The organism is Geodermatophilus sp. SYSU D01045 (assembly GCF_054050295.1).
In genome coordinates, this window is record NZ_JBJGZB010000025.1 from 40356 (window position 1) to 55884 (window position 15529).

The window sequence follows — 15529 nt, forward strand, 5'->3', positions numbered from 1 at the left end:
ACGGTCGTGCCGCCGTCCGGCGGCGCACTCGCCCCGGTGGGCTCCGCGTCCTGCACGGTCGTGGTGCCCTCGTCCGCCTGCTCGCGGTCGATCCGGTGGCACGTGGTCGGACCACCCGGTGCCCCGATTCCCCAGGGAGTGGCGCCCAGCGTGCCACCGGCCGATCCGGGCGCGCAAAGGCGTCCCGACGGCAACCGTGTCGCGGCCGCCGGCTGTGGTGAGCACGTGTGCTGCAGTCGGGCCGGGAGCCGACGTCGAGCTCCGCTCGCCGGCGCTGAGGCGTGCCGGCCGCGGAGGGGCACGGCCCGATGACCGGCACGGTTTCGGCCGTCGGGCGGCCGGGGTAGCGGAGGCGGGCGCCGGCCGGGTCCCCGCACCGGGCCGTGAGCGTCCAGCGGGTCGGGATCCCGCAGGAGGATGCCGGTGGCCTCGCGCTCGCGGACGACGTCACCGACGCTGGAGCGGCCGATCGGCCCTCCCGCACACGCACAGACGAGACACGGCGGTCACCAGGGCCGCGCCCGGCAGGGCGACGTGCACCGAACCGAGGAGTCAGGATGCCGCGGATCGACCGGATCGCCGAGCCGTGGGGGACCCGTACGCCGTACGGCCCGGGCGAGACCTGGCCGGCGCGGGTCGACCAGCACCTCGCCGAGGGCGTCTCCGAGGGCGCCGTGGACCGCTGGGTGCAGGCGGCGTCGATCCTGCACTCCAACGGCGACGCGATGGACCTCGCGGTGAAGGACGGCCGGGTGGTCGGCGTCCGGGGACGGGCGGGGGACCGGGTCAACCGCGGCCGGCTGGACCCCAAGGACCTCTACGGCTGGCAGGCGAACGGCTCCCGGCAACGGCTGACCCGCCCGCTGGTCCGCCGGGACGGCCGGCTGGTCGAGACCGACTGGGACACCGCCATGGACCTGGTCGTGCAGCGGACGAGGGAGCTGCTGGAGGAGCAGGGACCCAGCGCCATCGGCTTCTACAACACCGGCCAGCTGTTCCTCGAGGACTACTACACGCTCGGGCTCATCGCGCACGGCGGCATCGGGACGATCCACGTCGACGGCAACACCCGGCTGTGCACCGCGACGGCGGCCGCAGCGCTCAAGGAGTCCTTCGGCACCGACGGGCAGCCCGGCTCCTACGCCGACGTCGACTCCGCCGACGTCATCTGCCTCTACGGGCACAACATGGCCGAGACCCAGGTGGTGACCTGGAGCCGTGTCCTCGACCGGCTCGCCGGCCCGCACCCGCCGAAGATCGTCTGCGTCGACCCGCGGATGACCCCGGTGGCGCGCGCGGCCACCGTCCACCTCGCGCCGAAGCCGGGGACCAACGTGGCGCTGATGAACGGCCTGCTGCACGAGATCCTCGGCAACGGGTGGATCGACCGGGACTACCTCGACGCCCACGTCGTCGGCTTCGAGGAGCTGGCCGAGCGGGTCGCCGAGTACCCGCCCGACGAGGTCGCCCGGATCTGCGACGTCCCGGCCGCGCAGATCCGCGAGGCCGCCCGGGTCATCGGCACCGCCGAGCGGCTGCTGTCCACGGTGCTGCAGGGCTTCTACCAGTCCCACCAGGCCACCGCGGCCGCCGTCCAGGTCAACAACGTGCACCTGGTCCGCGGCATGCTCGGGCGCCCCGGCTGCGGGATCCTGCAGATGAACGGCCAGCCGACCGCGGAGAACACCCGCGAGGCCGGTGCCGACGGCGACCTGCCGGCCTTCCGGAACTGGTCGAACGAGGCGCACGTCGAGGACCTGGCCCGGATCTGGAACGTCGAGCCGGAGCACGTCCCGCACTACGCGCCGCCGACGCACGTCATGCAGCAGCTCCGGTACCTCGAAGAGGGCTCGCTCCGGATGTTCTGGGTCATCTGCACCAACCCGGCGGTGTCCCTGCCCGAGCTGGCCCGGATCCGGTCGATCCTGACCCAGCAGCGGCTCTTCCTCGTCGTGCAGGACATCTTCCTCACCGAGACCGCACAGCTGGCCGACGTCGTCCTGCCCGCGGCCACCTGGGGCGAGAAGACCGGCACCTTCACCAACGCCGACCGCACCGTGCACCTGTCGGAGAAGGCGGTGGACCCGCCGGGGGAGGCCCGGCCGGACATGGACATCCTCGTCGACTTCGCGCACCGGCTCGGGCTGCAGGACAAGGACGGCGCCCCGCTGGTGAAGTGGTCGGATCCGGAGGGCGCGTTCGAGGCGTGGAAGGAGTGCAGCCGCGGCCGGCCGTGCGACTACACCGGCCTCACCTACGAGAAGCTGCGCGGCGGCAGCGGCATCCAGTGGCCGTGCACCGACGAGGCACCCGAGGGCACCGAGCGGCTCTATGCCGACGGCCGGTTCTCCAGCGACCCGCAGTACTGCGAGAGCTACGGCCGCGACCTGCTCACCGGGGCACCGCTCGAGCCCGACGAGTACAGGAGCCTCAACCCGTCCGGCAAGGCCGTGATCAAGGCGGCGGAGTACGTCCCGCCGCACGAGGAACCCTCGCCGGACTTCCCGTTCTCCCTCATCACCGGTCGCACCCTGTACCAGTTCCACACCCGCACCAAGACCGGCCGGGCCCCGCAGCTGCAGGCCGCCGCCCGCGACGTCTGGGTGGAGATGTCGGTCGGTGACGCCCAGCGGCTGAGGGTCCGGGAGGGCGACCTGCTGGAGGTCTCGACGCCGCGCGGGCGGGTGCGGGCCCGGCTGCGGATCAGCGGCATCCGCGACGGCGTCCTCTTCCTGCCCTTCCACTACGGCTACTGGGACGACGGGGGGCGGAGGGGACACCGGCGGGCGGCCAACGAGCTCACCCTCACCGACTGGGACGCCGCCTCCAAGCAGCCGATCTTCAAGACCGCGGCCGCCCGGGTGCGCAAGGTCCGCTGGTCGCGGCGCGGCAGGTCTCCGGCACCGACCACCACCGGCTCCGCCCCGGCCCTCGGCACCCTCCCGCCGACCCGAGGCGGCACGGCGGCCCTCGTCGAGGAGACGATGCCGGCCGGGGGAGGACGAGCGTGAAGATCGGGCTGGCGCTCGAGGAGCTGCACCGCTCGGAGAACTCCCTGGCGCACCGACTGCTGGCCGTGGCCGAGCGGCACAAGGTCGAGCACGAGGTCTTCCACGTGGGCCGCGACCTCGCCCGCTGGTCGCAGGACCACGTGCGCCGGCTGGCCGCGTTCGGGGACCGGTACGGCGTCGAGCTGGACCCGGAGCCCGCCGGTGAGCCGCGCTTGCGCGCGCGACTGACCGAGGCGGTGAGCGACCGGCTCGGCCGGCGGTCGGCCCCGGCGTTGCTGCTGCTGCGTGACCTGCGCAGCATCCACATCCACGCGGTCGGGGTCTCGGTCGACTGGGAGATGGTCGCCCAGGTGGCGCAGGGCGTCGAGGACACCGAGCTGCTCGCTCTCGCCCGGCGTTGCCATCCCCAGAACCTGCGTCAGGCCCGCTGGGCCAACAGCAGGATCAAGGAGTCCGCGACCCAGATCCTGGTGAGCTGATGAGCACCCACGGCGCCGCGCCCGGACCGGCCACCCGGCTCGTGCTGCGGCCGATCGCCACGCCGCTGCCGCTGGGGTTCCTCGCCCTCGCGCTGGCGACCACCGTCTTCAGCGCCGTCCAGCTGGCGTGGATCCCGCCGACGGAGGGCCGGGTCGCGGCCCTGACCGCCCTGGCCGCGACCGTCCTGCTGCAGACGATCGCGTCCGTCGTGGGGTTCCTCGCGCGCGATCCGGTGGCGGCCACGGGCATGGGTGTGCTCGCCGGGACCTGGGGCACGGTGGGCCTGACCACGCTCACCTCGCCGCCCGGCACGGCCAGCAAGGGCCTGGGCGTCCTGCTGCTGACCGCGGGCGTGGCGATGTCCGTGCCGGCGGTCGCCGGCGCGGCCAAGCTCGTCCCGGCGAGCGTCATGGGGCTGGCCGGCGTCCGGTTCGTCGTCACCGGCGCCTACGAGCTGACCGGGTCCACCACATGGATGACCGTGGCCGGATGGGTCGGCCTCGCGCTCGCCGTCCTGGCCCTCTACGCCGCCATGGCGCTCGAACTGGAGAGCGTCGAGGCGCGGACCGTGCTCCCAGCCGGGCGGCGGGGCCCGGCCGAGGCCGCCGTCCGCGGTCAGGGCTCCCTCGACGTGGACGACCTCGCCCGGGAGCCGGGGATCCGGCCGCAGCTCTGACCACGCCGCGGCCCGTCAGGGCGCCCTCGCGGTCGGGCTCTCCAGGCGGAAGGAGGTGCCCTGGTCCCCGTCCCTGCGCTCCGGGTGGACGACGTTCGGCTTGTCGGCGCCGAAGGTCTCGACCCCGTACGGCGTGACCATCGCCGTGGTGGCGGTGGCCATCGGGGGCCGGTGCGTGGCTCTGGCGGGTGCGCGGCCGCCACGGGAGCTCGTCGCGCTGGGACAGACGGCTGGGACAGGGGCAGCCGGGGAGCGGCCCTGAGCACGGCGATGCCGGTGAGCGCCCGGATCCTGATCTCCTGCACGGCGCCACGACGGATGGCTTCGGTGACGGACTCGGACGCCGGCGTCGTACAGCCGACGGTCGACGGCCGGAAGCGCTCGGCTGTGTCGGCGGACCGGGACCCCGTTGGGTCGTGCCTCCACCCTCTCTCGAGCACCGGTCGGATCGGGTGGTCAGCGGCCAACAGGGGGCGGCACGACCGAGGCACGAGGGCAACACCGACGCCCTGGTGAGCCGGACGACGCGCACACGCCCTGGTCAGTACGTGGAGCGGGTGACGGAACCGAACCCGCGTGGCCAGCTTGGAAGGCGGGGTCTCGTAACCGTATCTGCGCTGGTCAGTGGCTCATTCCAACCGCCGGGCGAGGGCTCATGACCACATGTGACCCAGCGGTCCGGCGTGATCCACGCGTGACCCACCGTCCCTTGGGCGTATTAGCCGTCCCGGTCCGGATCGTCGTCCGATGGCGGGCATCTCCCGTCACCGCGCCTCTGAGCCACTCCGGTCGTGGAGGCTCAGGGTCAAGGGATCAGGGCAAACGATCTTGAGCAAGCGCCAGCGTCCCCGTAGGGGTGGTCAAGATGGTTTGCGCCCCTCGACGCTGAGGGCGGCCGGATCAACCTCAGGGCGGCAGGACGAGACAGTCTCCGCGAAGCGGAGGCGTACAAGGCTCCCAGCCCGCGCCGGCTGTGAGGCGCAAACGAAGCACCTACGCCAGGCAAGCCCACAAACGTGGCAGGCCATCGGAGGCGCTCATATGGCGCAGTCGCTAGGCATCCCCCACCGCGACAATGCCGTAGGCGCGGTACTCGTGGAACACATCGCCCAGCGAGCTGTGAAGGATGCTCGTGCGCCAGTCCCAATTGTACCCAGTCCAGAAGTGCCAGTCGTAAGTCGCCCCAGTGGTCGGAGCCGGGAACATCACCTCTAGAGCATTACCCCACGTTGTACTGCCGGGTGCTCGGTACTGGCTGAACAGCCACGGCCCGAGTGTGTCGCCCGGGAGGTCCTGATAGGCATGATAACCCTTACCGCAGACCACAATCCGGCAGAAGAATCGGTCGACATTGTGCGCTTCGGTAGAGACTCGCTTCCATCCTGGGTGGGATGCGGGCCATCCACCACCACCCCATTCCCAGTCCCAGGGGTTATGGCGAGGACCGATATGCAGTTCGATCACCTCCCCGGCCTGACCTGTAGTGCTTTGAGCCCAGAAGAATGAAGGAAGAGTAGCAATGAATCCCGGGCGGCTACAAATCCCCAGGCTGCTTTGTGGTTCCCCCGCTAGGTGACGAGCCCACCCTCGCGGTCGATCTTGGCTCTGTTCATGACTTCTGAGCTCCTCGGGGACAGCGAGCTCGTGATCGGCGAAGGCTTCGAAGATGTCCCGTGCCGTCATCTGAGCGACGCTCAACGCGTCCAGTGGGCTGACATTGGGCGGAGTACGTATTTGCACTCCTAGATTTGAAGCCTCCAAGGCATCGTCGCTGGGAAGAGCAACGAACGTCACTTGCCGTCCATCGGAAACGGTGAAATCCGCGATGGGGGGTGGCGGCTCGGGGCCTAGATCCCGCCTAGTGTCGGCCGGAAGAGAACTGAGTACCTGCTCCCTAGTGATGGATGACATCTGCCTTCCTTCCGCATCGATCATCAAGAAGACTGCGGAGTGGCGTTGCCCCCGAGGGCAGTAACGACGGTATCCCCAGGGTGAAGGACTCGGAAGAGGGTCCCTGAGCGGCACATCTCGGCCGCGAAAGCTCAGGGCGAAAAATTAGGGCAAACGACTCTAGGCAAGCGTCAGCATTCCTGGAGAGGTGGTCAAGATCGTCTGCACCTCCTGCCGCTCAGGGCAGACGGAAGCGGCGCAGGTTGAGGTCGCGTTAAGACCTGGGCTTGGTTGGACCGCCGACTTGGAGGTCCACGACGATCCGGGGTCCCGGGGACGGATGGACGTTCGGTTCGCCGTTCACCACGTCCGGGAGCTCCAGGCCTGACATGCCCCTCGACGAGCTGCCTGTCGACGAGTTGGCCGAGCTGCTCGGAGAGTGGTGGGCGGCTGACGGCGGGACCTCCGACAAGTGGGGACGGCTGTGGCGGTACGCACCCACGTCGCGTTGGTCCGACTTCTATTACGGGGACCTCGACGACCATCGGGCCCTATCGAGCTGGTTCCACTGGTGTGGCTTCACCGATGTGCAACCGCAGAAGGCCGGCAGGGGCGTTCAGCGCAGCGGCAAGCACCTGCTGGTCCATCTGCATTCTGCTTCTTCCGGCGCGGGGCTCTCCGGTGTCCAGCGTGTGCAGGGACAGGCGAGTGTGATTGCCAGCCGCGCTGCGGTGATCTCCCCAGCGGGCTTCACCCGCCAGGCGCGCCGCTGGGCCGACGACGCCGGTGTCGCTCTGTTCGGACTCGCCGGCGGCTCCGTCCCCCGTCCGGTCAACGAGGCGGCCGCACATCTCATGCCGGAGCCGGGAGAGCTGCTAGCGGACTGCACGGACTCCAGCTGCAGGCACTTGGGTTGCGTGCTGGACAGTTCTGTGGGCTGCCCCCCCGGGCATCGGCAGAGAATGGTCCGCCCCCCACTCCTACCCGTGGCGGCAGTCGGCACCCCCAAGCGACTAGGAACGGCGCAGGGGACTGCCCCGGTTCAGTGACCTGGACCCGCGCCGAGCAAGACGGACTGGACGGCGCTCAAGCGGCTGGCGCCGTCCTCCGGGTAGTCCCTGTGCAGGTCATGGCGGGTCATCGTGTCGTTGACAGTCGGCCCGGAAGTGGGCTCTCCACGAGATGCCTATCCAGCTGTGTCGACTGGATCGTGCCTCAACCGTGCCTTAAGCACCGGCCAAACCCGGTGGTCAGCGGTCAGCAGGGGGCAGCACCCTCAAGGCAAGGAAGGAGCGGCGCTGCCCGGCTGACATGCGCAGACAGGCAACCGCCCTGGTTAGGACGTGGAGCGGGTGACCGGGATCGAACCGGCATGGCCAGCTTGGAAGGCTGGGGCTCTGCCATTGAGCTACACCCGCGAGGTGCCCGCCCAGCGTAGCGGGCCCGGCCGATAGCGTCCGGGCGTGACCGAGCCCACACAGTTGGACGCCACCGCGCAAGCCGACCGGGTGCGCCGGGGGGAGGTGAGCCCCGCCGAGCTCGTCGACGCCGCGATCGCCCGGATCGAGGCGACGAACCCGCAGCTCAACGCCGTCATCCGGGACCGGTTCGACGCCGCCCGCGCCGAGGCCGCCGGCAGGCTGCCCGACGGGCCCTTCCGCGGCGTGCCGCTGCTGCTCAAGGACATGGGCGCGCACATGGCGGGGGAGGAGACCTGCTACGGCCTCGCCCCGCTGCGCGACGCAGGGGTCCGCTGGCGGCGTGACAGCCACCTGGCCGAGGCCTTCCGTGCTGCTGGGTTCGTCGTCCTCGGCCGGACCAACGTCCCCGAGCTCGGGACGACGGTCACCACCGAGCCCGCCGCCAACGCCGCGGCCCGAAACCCGTGGGACCCCACCCGCTCCACCGGCGGCTCCAGCGGCGGGTCGGCCGCGGCCGTGGCGGCCGGGTACGTCCCGATCGCGCACGCCAGCGACGGCGGCGGGTCGATCCGCGTCCCCGCCAGCGAGTGCGGACTGGTCGGGCTCAAGCCCAGCCGGGCCCGGGTCAGCCAGGGCCCCGACGTCGGCGAGGGCTGGGCAGGCGCCACCATCGACGGCGTCGTCACCCGCACCGTCCGCGACACCGCCGCCGTCCTCGACGCCATCGGCGGCCCGATGCCCGGCGACCCCTACGCCGCCCCGCCGCTGCCGCGCCCGCTGGTCGAGGAGGTCGGCGCCCCGGTCGGCCGGCTGCGGGTCGGCCTGCTCGACGCCCCGCCGCACGAGCGCTGGCTCGACAGCCCCGAGTGCCGGGCCGCCGTCGCCCACGCCGGCCGGCTGCTCGAGGACCTCGGCTGCGACGTCGAGCCCGCCGCGCCCGCCGCCTTCTTCGACGACGGCTTCTCCCGGCACTTCAACGCCACCATCGCCGCCGACACCGCCCGCATGCTCGCCGACCTCGAGCGGGTCCTCGGCCGGGAGATCGCCGACGACGAGCTCGAGCCGCGCAACGCCCACTACCGGGCGGCCGGTCACCGGACGACCGCGGCCGAGTACCTCGGCGCTCGGGCCTGGCTGGGCTCCTGGTGCCGTCGGATGGCCCGCTTCTGGACCCCGGCCGCGGACGGCGGGCAGGGCTTCGACCTGTTGGTCACCCCGACCGTGGGCGCGCCGCCGCCGGAGCTCGGCTGGTTCACCGCCGCGGGCCCGCGCGAGGAGGGGCGGCGGATCGGGGCGTTCATCCCGTACACGGCCCAGGCCAACGTCACCGGCCAGCCGGCGGTCAGCCTGCCGCTGCACACCACCGACGCCGGCCTGCCGGTCGGCGTCCAGGTGATCGCGGGCGCCGGCCGGGAGGACCTGCTCGTGCGGGTCGCCGCCGCACTGGAGGAGGCGGCCCCGTGGGCCGGCCGCCGTCCGGCCGTCTGACCCGAGCGCCGGCATGCAGACGGCGAGGTGAGCGGCGCACCGGAGGAGCCCGGGGACCGGCCTCCGCCGATACCGTGAGGGGGCATGGGAACGAGGACGGCACGACGCGCCGGGCTGGTCGCCGGTGTCCTCTCCGGGACCCTCCTGCTGCTGCCACTGGCCGGCTGCGGGGACGGCTCGGACACCGCCGACACCGGGACGGCCGCGACCGAGACCACCGAGGACACCGGCGGTGCCACGGAGACCAGCGCCGGCGGCAGCGCCACCGCGAGCGGGACGGGCGGGGCCGACGCCGACCTGAGTTGCTCGGGCACCACGTGCAGGCTGCAGCTGTCGGGACCGGGCCGGCAGGCCGAGGTGCTCGGGGTGACGGTCGAGCTCGGCGCCGTCGAGGGCGGTCAGGCCATGCTGCGGGTGGGGGACCGGGAGCTGTCCTGCGCCCAGGGCGACAGCGTCTCGGCGGGCCCCCTGCAGCTGACCTGCGAGACGGTCGCGGAGGACTCGGTCACCCTCACCGCCTCCCTGGGCTGAACCACGGGGCCCGCGCCGCCGCGGGCGGTGACGCGCGGTCGGGCGTCTCCGGCTGCACCTAGACTCGCAGCCGCCACGGGGTGTGGCGCAGCTTGGTAGCGCACCCGCTTTGGGAGCGGGGGGCCGTGGGTTCGAATCCCGCCACCCCGACCCCGCCCCCGGCGTCTCTAGACTCGGGGGTCGACCCGGCGCCGGTCCCGGCGTCCCCTTCCGTCGTACCGAGGAGCACTGCCGCTGTGAAGAGCACCATCGAGGAACTGGGCCCCACGCGGGTCCGGATGGCGATCGAGGTGCCGTGGGGAGACCTGGACCACGCCTTCGGCGAGGTCTACAAGGAGCTCAAGCGGCAGGTGCGCGTCCCCGGGTTCCGTCCGGGCAAGGTGCCCAACCGGATCCTCGACCAGCGCATCGGCCGTCCGGTCGTCCTCGAGCAGGTCGTCCAGCACGCCATCCCGGAGGTCTACTCCGAGGTCGTCCGCGACAACCAGGTCCGCGTCATCGGCCAGCCCGACATCGAGGTCACCCGCCTCGACGACAACGACACCCTGGCGTTCACCGCCGAGGTCGACGTCGCCCCGAAGATCGAGCTGCCGGCCCTCGACGACCTGAACGTGACCGTCGACGACGTCGAGGTCACCGACGAGGAGATCGACCAGCAGGTCTCGGTCATGCGCGAGCGCTTCGCCATGCTGACCGGCGTCGAGCGCGCCGCCCAGGACGGCGACTACGTCTCCATCGACCTCGAGGCCCGCGTCGGCGACGAGGTGCTCGAGGACGGCACGACCAGCGGCATGTCCTACGAGGTCGGCTCCGGCTCGCTCATGGAGGGCCTCGACGACGCTGTCCGCGGGCTGTCCGCCGACGAGTCGGCCACCTTCGAGACCGCACTGCAGCAGGGCCCGCACGCCGGCGAGCAGGCCCAGGTCACCGTCACCGTCCGCTCGGTGAAGGCCAAGGAGCTGCCCGAGCTCGACGACGAGTTCGCCTCCACCGCCAGCGAGTTCGACACCCTCGAGGAGCTGCGCGACGACGTCCGCACCCGGCTGTCGCGGGTGAAGGTCATGCAGCAGGGCGCGCAGGCCCGCGACAAGCTGGTCGAGCACCTGCTCGAGGTCACCGAGGTCCCGATCCCCGAGGGCCTGGTCGACCGCGAGCTGGAGTTCCGCAACAACGCGCTGACCAACGAGCTCACCGGCGCCGGGATGGACTGGGACACCTTCCTGTCCATGTCCGGCAGCGAGAGCCGCGAGGCCTACGACGCCGAGCAGAAGAAGAACATCGAGGAGGCGGTCCGCACCCAGTTCGTCCTCGACGCGATCGCCGACGCCCGCGAGATCACCGTCGACAACGACGACCTGTCGGCGCAGATCATGGCCCAGGCCTCGCGCAACCGGATGAGCCCGGAGCAGTACGCCCAGCAGCTCCAGCAGAGCGGCAACATCGCCGAGTTCGTCGCCGACGTGCGCCGCACCAAGGCGCTGGCCCAGCTGCTCGAGCAGACGACGATCACCGACGCGTCGGGCAACGTCGTCGACCTGGAGGCCGCCCGCCCGCAGACGGTGCGCGCCGCCGAGGCCGCCCCCGCGGCTGACGACACCGCCGCCGAGGAGGCCGACGAGGCCCCCGACGCCGAGGTCGCCGACGCGGCCGCCGTCGAGGCGACCGAGGGTGCCACCGAGGACAGCGAGGACGTCGCCAAGGGCTGACGAAGGACCCCGTCCTCTCACCCCGAGCGAGCTCGGGCGAGCCTCGGACGGGGCCGCCCGGACGCTCACCACGGACGCCGTCCTGCCCCCGCGCACGCGGGGGAGGGCGGCGTCCGTCGTCTTCCCGGGGGCGCGCTGCGCCGTCGGCGAACAGGCCCCGCGCCGGGACTGCGGGCCCAGGGGTGCGCGTTAGGGTCGACGTGACTCGGGGCGGAGGCCGGGGGTACGGCCCGCCAGGGTCGCCGGCCCCGCTCCCCGCCCACCGAGACCGACTCGATCCACCGCCAACGGAGGTCACACCACCCGTGAGCACCCACCCGAACCCGGCCAGCAGCCCGCTCATGCGGGGCGGCGCCGGGGGGATGAACCTCAACGACTCGGTCTACGAGCGCCTGCTGCGCGAGCGCATCATCTTCCTGGGCACCCAGGTCGACGACGTCATCGCCAACCAGCTGGCCGCGCAGATGCTGCTGCTGTCCGCCGAGGACCCCAAGCAGGACATCCACCTGTACATCAACTCGCCGGGCGGCTCGGTCAGCGCCGGCATGGCCATCTACGACACGATGCAGTTCATCGACTGCGACGTCGCCACCTACGGCATGGGCCTGGCCGCCTCCATGGGGCAGTTCCTGCTGACCGCGGGCACCAAGGGCAAGCGCTACGCCCTGCCGCACGCGCGGATCATGATGCACCAGCCCTCGGCCGGCGTCGGCGGCACCGCCGCGGACATCGCCATCCAGGCCGACCTGTTCCGCCGCACCAAGCGCGAGCTCAACGAGCTGCAGTCGTTCCACACCGGCCAGTCCATCGAGCAGATCGAGCGGGACTCCGACCGCGACCGCTGGTTCACCGCGCAGGAGGCCCTCGAGTACGGCTTCGTCGACCACGTCGTCAGCCGCGCCGCGATGACCGACAGCGCCAACCCGGTCTCCGACAACTGAGCAGCGAGGACTGACAGACGATGAGCGACTTCCAGCTGCCCTCCAGCCGGTACGTGCTGCCCTCCTTCGTGGAGCGGACCAGCTACGGCATGAAGGAGAGCAACCCGTACAACAAGCTCTTCGAGGAGCGGATCATCTTCCTCGGGGTGCAGATCGACGACGCGTCGGCCAACGACGTGATGGCCCAGCTGATCACGCTGGAGTCGGCCGACCCCGACCGCGACATCACGATCTACATCAACTCGCCCGGTGGCTCGTTCACGTCGCTGATGGCCATCTACGACACGATGATGTTCGTCCGCCCGGACATCCAGACCGTGTGCATGGGCCAGGCCGCCTCGGCCGCCGCCGTCCTGCTCGCGGCCGGCACCCCGGGCAAGCGGCTGGCGCTGCCGTACTCGCGCGTGCTGATCCACCAGCCCTCCGGCGAGGCCGGCGGCCAGGTCTCGGACCTCGAGATCCACGCCGCCGAGATTGCCCGGGTGCGGGCCCAGATGGAGGAGATCCTGGCCCGCCACACCGGCCGCTCGGTGGAGCAGGTCCGCGCCGACATCGACCGCGACAAGATCCTAACGGCCCCCGAGGCCAAGGAGTACGGGATCGTCGACCAGGTCATCCAGAGCCGCAAGCTCAACGCGCTGCCGGTCTGATCCCGTGATCGCCCGATCGGTGCGGGTCGAGTTCGCGCGTGTCGCGCGCTCGACCCGTACCGTTCGGGGTGCAGTGCCGGGAGTGACGCGCGAGTCGGGCGCCCCCGGCGCACCGGGGCGTCGAACCCCCGCGGCGTCGGCGGCGACAGGTACCGTCGGCGAACGCCCCAAGCCCGGCCGGCAGCGCCGGGAGGTCACCCTCGCGGCACCCGCTCCCGCGGAGCCAGCACGGGCAGCAAGCGACACACGATCCGCAGGTCCGCACCCCCGGGATCTGCAAACCCCCTGAGGTGGAGGTCAGCAGGTGGCACGAATCGGTGAGAGCGGTGACCTGCTCAAGTGCTCGTTCTGCGGGAAGAGCCAGAAGCAGGTCAAGAAGCTCATCGCGGGCCCCGGCGTCTACATCTGCGACGAGTGCATCGACCTCTGCAACGAGATCATCGAGGAGGAGCTCTCGGAGTCGTCGGACCTGAAGTTCGACGAGCTGCCGAAGCCCCGCGAGATCCACGACTTCCTCGAGCAGTACGTCATCGGCCAGGAGAAGGCCAAGCGCACCCTCGCCGTCGCGGTCTACAACCACTACAAGCGGGTGCAGGCCGGCGGTGAGCGCTCCAGCCGGGACGACTCGGTCGAGCTCGCCAAGTCCAACATCCTGTTGATGGGCCCGACCGGGTGCGGCAAGACGCACCTGGCGCAGACGCTGGCCCGGATGCTCAACGTCCCGTTCGCGATCGCCGACGCCACGGCGCTGACCGAGGCCGGTTACGTCGGCGAGGACGTCGAGAACATCCTGCTCAAGCTGATCCAGGCGGCGGACTACGACGTCAAGCGGGCCGAGACCGGGATCATCTACATCGACGAGGTCGACAAGATCGCCCGCAAGAGCGAGAACCCGTCGATCACCCGCGACGTCTCCGGTGAGGGCGTGCAGCAGGCGCTGCTGAAGATCCTCGAGGGGACGACGGCGTCGGTGCCCCCGCAGGGCGGCCGCAAGCACCCGCACCAGGAGTTCATCCAGATCGACACGACGAACGTGCTGTTCATCGTGGGCGGTGCCTTCGCCGGCCTGGAGAAGGTCATCGAGCAGCGGGTCGGCAAGCAGGGGATCGGCTTCGGCGCGGAGATCCGCGGCAAGAAGGAGATCGAGGAGGCCAACGCCTTCGCCGAGGTCATGCCCGAGGACCTGCTGAAGTTCGGCATGATCCCCGAGTTCATCGGCCGGCTCCCGGTGATCACCAGCGTGCAGGCCCTCGACCGGGACGCGCTGATCCAGATCCTCACCGAGCCGAAGAACGCGCTGGTGCGCCAGTACCGGCGGCTGTTCGAGCTCGACGGCGTGGAGCTGGAGTTCACCGAGGACGCCCTCGAGGCGATCGCCGACCAGGCCATCCTCCGCGGCACCGGCGCCCGCGGGCTCCGGGCGATCATGGAGGAGGTGCTGCAGTCGGTGATGTACGAGGTGCCCAGCCGCGAGGACGTCGCCTCCGTGGTGATCACCAAGGAGGTCGTGCTGGAGCACGTCAACCCGACCATCGTGCCGCGCAAGCCCAACCGCGAGCGCCGCGAGAAGAGCGCCTGACGCTCGGCTGACACACCGCTGTACCCCGGTGGCCCAGGACTCGGTGAGTCCTGGGCCACCGGCGTTCAGAGGGCCGCAAGCCGCCGGCGCAGGACCGCCTTGATCTCGCGCCGGCAGCCGTCCGGGTCCGTGGTCAGCCGCCGGTAGCTGAACCGGAGCACGACCCAGCCGAGCGCCGCCAGGGCCGTGTCGCGGCGCAGGTCGCGCTCCCGCTGCTCGCGGCTGCCGTGGAAGGCGGCGCCGTCGAGCTCCACCGCCACCCGCAGCCCGGGCCACGCGACGTCGAGGTAGACGGTGCGGCCCCTGGCGAGCACGATCCGGTGCTGCTGCACGAACGGCGGGATGCCGGGTGTGCAGAGCACGTGCAGGACGCCGAACACCTCGAGCTCGCTCCGGCAGCCGCCCGCGACGAGACCGAGGAGGTCGGTCAGCTCCGCCCGGCCGGCGTGCACCCGCTGCTCCGCGGACTCCTCCAGCAGGTCCTCGACGTCGACCGCCCGCGTGCGGACGGCCTCGACGACCGCCTGCCGGACCACCGGGACGTCGACGGCCGCCTGCGGGTTGCGCCGTGGGCTGGCGGCCCAGCTCCACGCGTCGACGAGGCTGCGGGCGGCGCCGAGCACGGGCAGGCCGGACACCCGGACGGGACGCATCGGCAGCGTCGTCCGGTGGGCGACGACTCCTGCGGATCCGCGGGGCCAGCGGTCGGCCGGCACGGTGACGTGCACCGGCCCGGAGGGCGCGGGCGCCAGCCCGTGCACGCCCAGGGCGGACAGGTGGCTCAGCGGACCGCGGGTCCACAGCACCGCGGCGAGCGCGCGGACCGGCCACTCGTCCTTCCGGTGGGTGAGGGCGAGCACGCCCGGATGCAGCAGGACGACGTCACCGCGGGTCAGCCACCGGCTGACGCTGCTGGAGCTCGTGGCGAGGGTGACCCGGTCCCGGCGGGCGGCGCCGTGGGGGAGGAGGGCGGCGAGTTCGTGCACGGGCCGGGAGCCTGGCCCAGAGGAGTGCTCCGCCGCCGGGGCCCTGTGGACATCCCGACCTCTGTACGCCGGGGGGGGGGGGGGGGGGGGGGGGGGGGGGGGGGGGGGGGGGGGGGGGGGGGGGGGGGGGGGGGGGGGGGGGGGGGGGGGGGGGGGGGGGGGCGGGGGGG

Annotated in this window: 11 protein-coding genes and 2 tRNA genes; 10 read left to right on the top strand and 3 right to left on the bottom strand. The window is 71.9% G+C overall.

What is annotated here, in order from left to right:
• The first annotated feature begins 557 nt into the window (after positions 1–557).
• Genes ACI798_RS18690 through ACI798_RS18700 form a run of 3 tightly spaced genes read left to right on the top strand, consistent with a single transcriptional unit; the run spans position 558 to position 4167 of the window.
• Complete coding sequence (locus ACI798_RS18690) at positions 558–3011, top strand: molybdopterin oxidoreductase family protein (RefSeq protein WP_457048631.1); 2454 nt, start codon at positions 558–560, stop codon at positions 3009–3011.
• Positions 3008–3490, top strand: a complete 483-nt coding sequence (locus ACI798_RS18695; RefSeq protein ID WP_456940737.1) for a hypothetical protein — start codon at positions 3008–3010, stop codon at positions 3488–3490. Before ACI798_RS18690 ends, ACI798_RS18695 begins: the two co-directional genes overlap by 4 nt.
• Entirely contained in the window at positions 3490–4167 is a 678-nt protein-coding gene (locus ACI798_RS18700) for a hypothetical protein (protein WP_456940736.1), read from the top strand. Before ACI798_RS18695 ends, ACI798_RS18700 begins: the two co-directional genes overlap by 1 nt.
• Before the next feature lie 15 nt (positions 4168–4182).
• Here ACI798_RS18700 and ACI798_RS18705 read toward each other — a convergent pair whose 3' ends face one another.
• Both ACI798_RS18705 and ACI798_RS18710 read right to left on the bottom strand, forming a co-directional pair.
• Complete coding sequence (locus ACI798_RS18705; protein WP_456940735.1) at positions 4183–4329, bottom strand: hypothetical protein; 147 nt, start codon at positions 4327–4329, stop codon at positions 4183–4185.
• Positions 4330–7401: 3072 nt separating this feature from the next.
• Positions 7402–7475: transfer RNA gene (locus ACI798_RS18710), tRNA-Gly, on the bottom strand.
• 45 nt (positions 7476–7520) lie between these two features.
• Between ACI798_RS18710 and ACI798_RS18715 the strand changes: the two genes are divergently transcribed.
• From ACI798_RS18715 to clpX, 7 genes are all read left to right on the top strand, one after another.
• Positions 7521–8966 carry an amidase gene (locus ACI798_RS18715; protein ID WP_456940734.1) on the top strand — a complete coding sequence of 482 codons (1446 nt, stop codon included), beginning with the start codon at positions 7521–7523 and terminating at the stop codon, positions 8964–8966.
• An 84-nt stretch (positions 8967–9050) separates the two neighbouring features.
• Entirely contained in the window at positions 9051–9497 is a 447-nt protein-coding gene (locus tag ACI798_RS18720; protein WP_456940733.1) for a hypothetical protein, read from the top strand.
• 76 nt (positions 9498–9573) lie between these two features.
• Positions 9574–9647: transfer RNA gene (locus ACI798_RS18725), tRNA-Pro, on the top strand.
• An 86-nt stretch (positions 9648–9733) separates the two neighbouring features.
• Positions 9734–11203, top strand: coding sequence for a trigger factor (tig, locus tag ACI798_RS18730; RefSeq protein ID WP_457048632.1), 1470 nt, complete (start codon positions 9734–9736; stop codon positions 11201–11203).
• A 305-nt stretch (positions 11204–11508) separates the two neighbouring features.
• Positions 11509–12144 (top strand): ATP-dependent Clp protease proteolytic subunit, encoded by a 636-nt coding sequence (locus ACI798_RS18735; RefSeq protein ID WP_456940731.1) that lies wholly within the window; start codon positions 11509–11511, stop codon positions 12142–12144.
• Between the two features lie 20 nt (positions 12145–12164).
• A complete protein-coding gene (locus ACI798_RS18740; protein ID WP_387985431.1) occupies positions 12165–12794 on the top strand; it encodes an ATP-dependent Clp protease proteolytic subunit in 630 nt (209 codons plus the stop codon).
• A gap of 304 nt (positions 12795–13098) precedes the next feature.
• The gene (gene clpX, locus ACI798_RS18745) at positions 13099–14373 is read left to right on the top strand and encodes an ATP-dependent Clp protease ATP-binding subunit ClpX (protein WP_456940730.1); all 1275 of its coding nucleotides are present in this window, start codon (positions 13099–13101) and stop codon (positions 14371–14373) included.
• 65 nt (positions 14374–14438) lie between these two features.
• Here the strand turns inward: clpX and ACI798_RS18750 are convergent, their stop codons facing one another.
• Positions 14439–15359, bottom strand: a complete 921-nt coding sequence (locus ACI798_RS18750) for a DUF559 domain-containing protein (RefSeq protein WP_457048633.1) — start codon at positions 15357–15359, stop codon at positions 14439–14441.
• Positions 15360–15529: the final 170 nt, after the last annotated feature.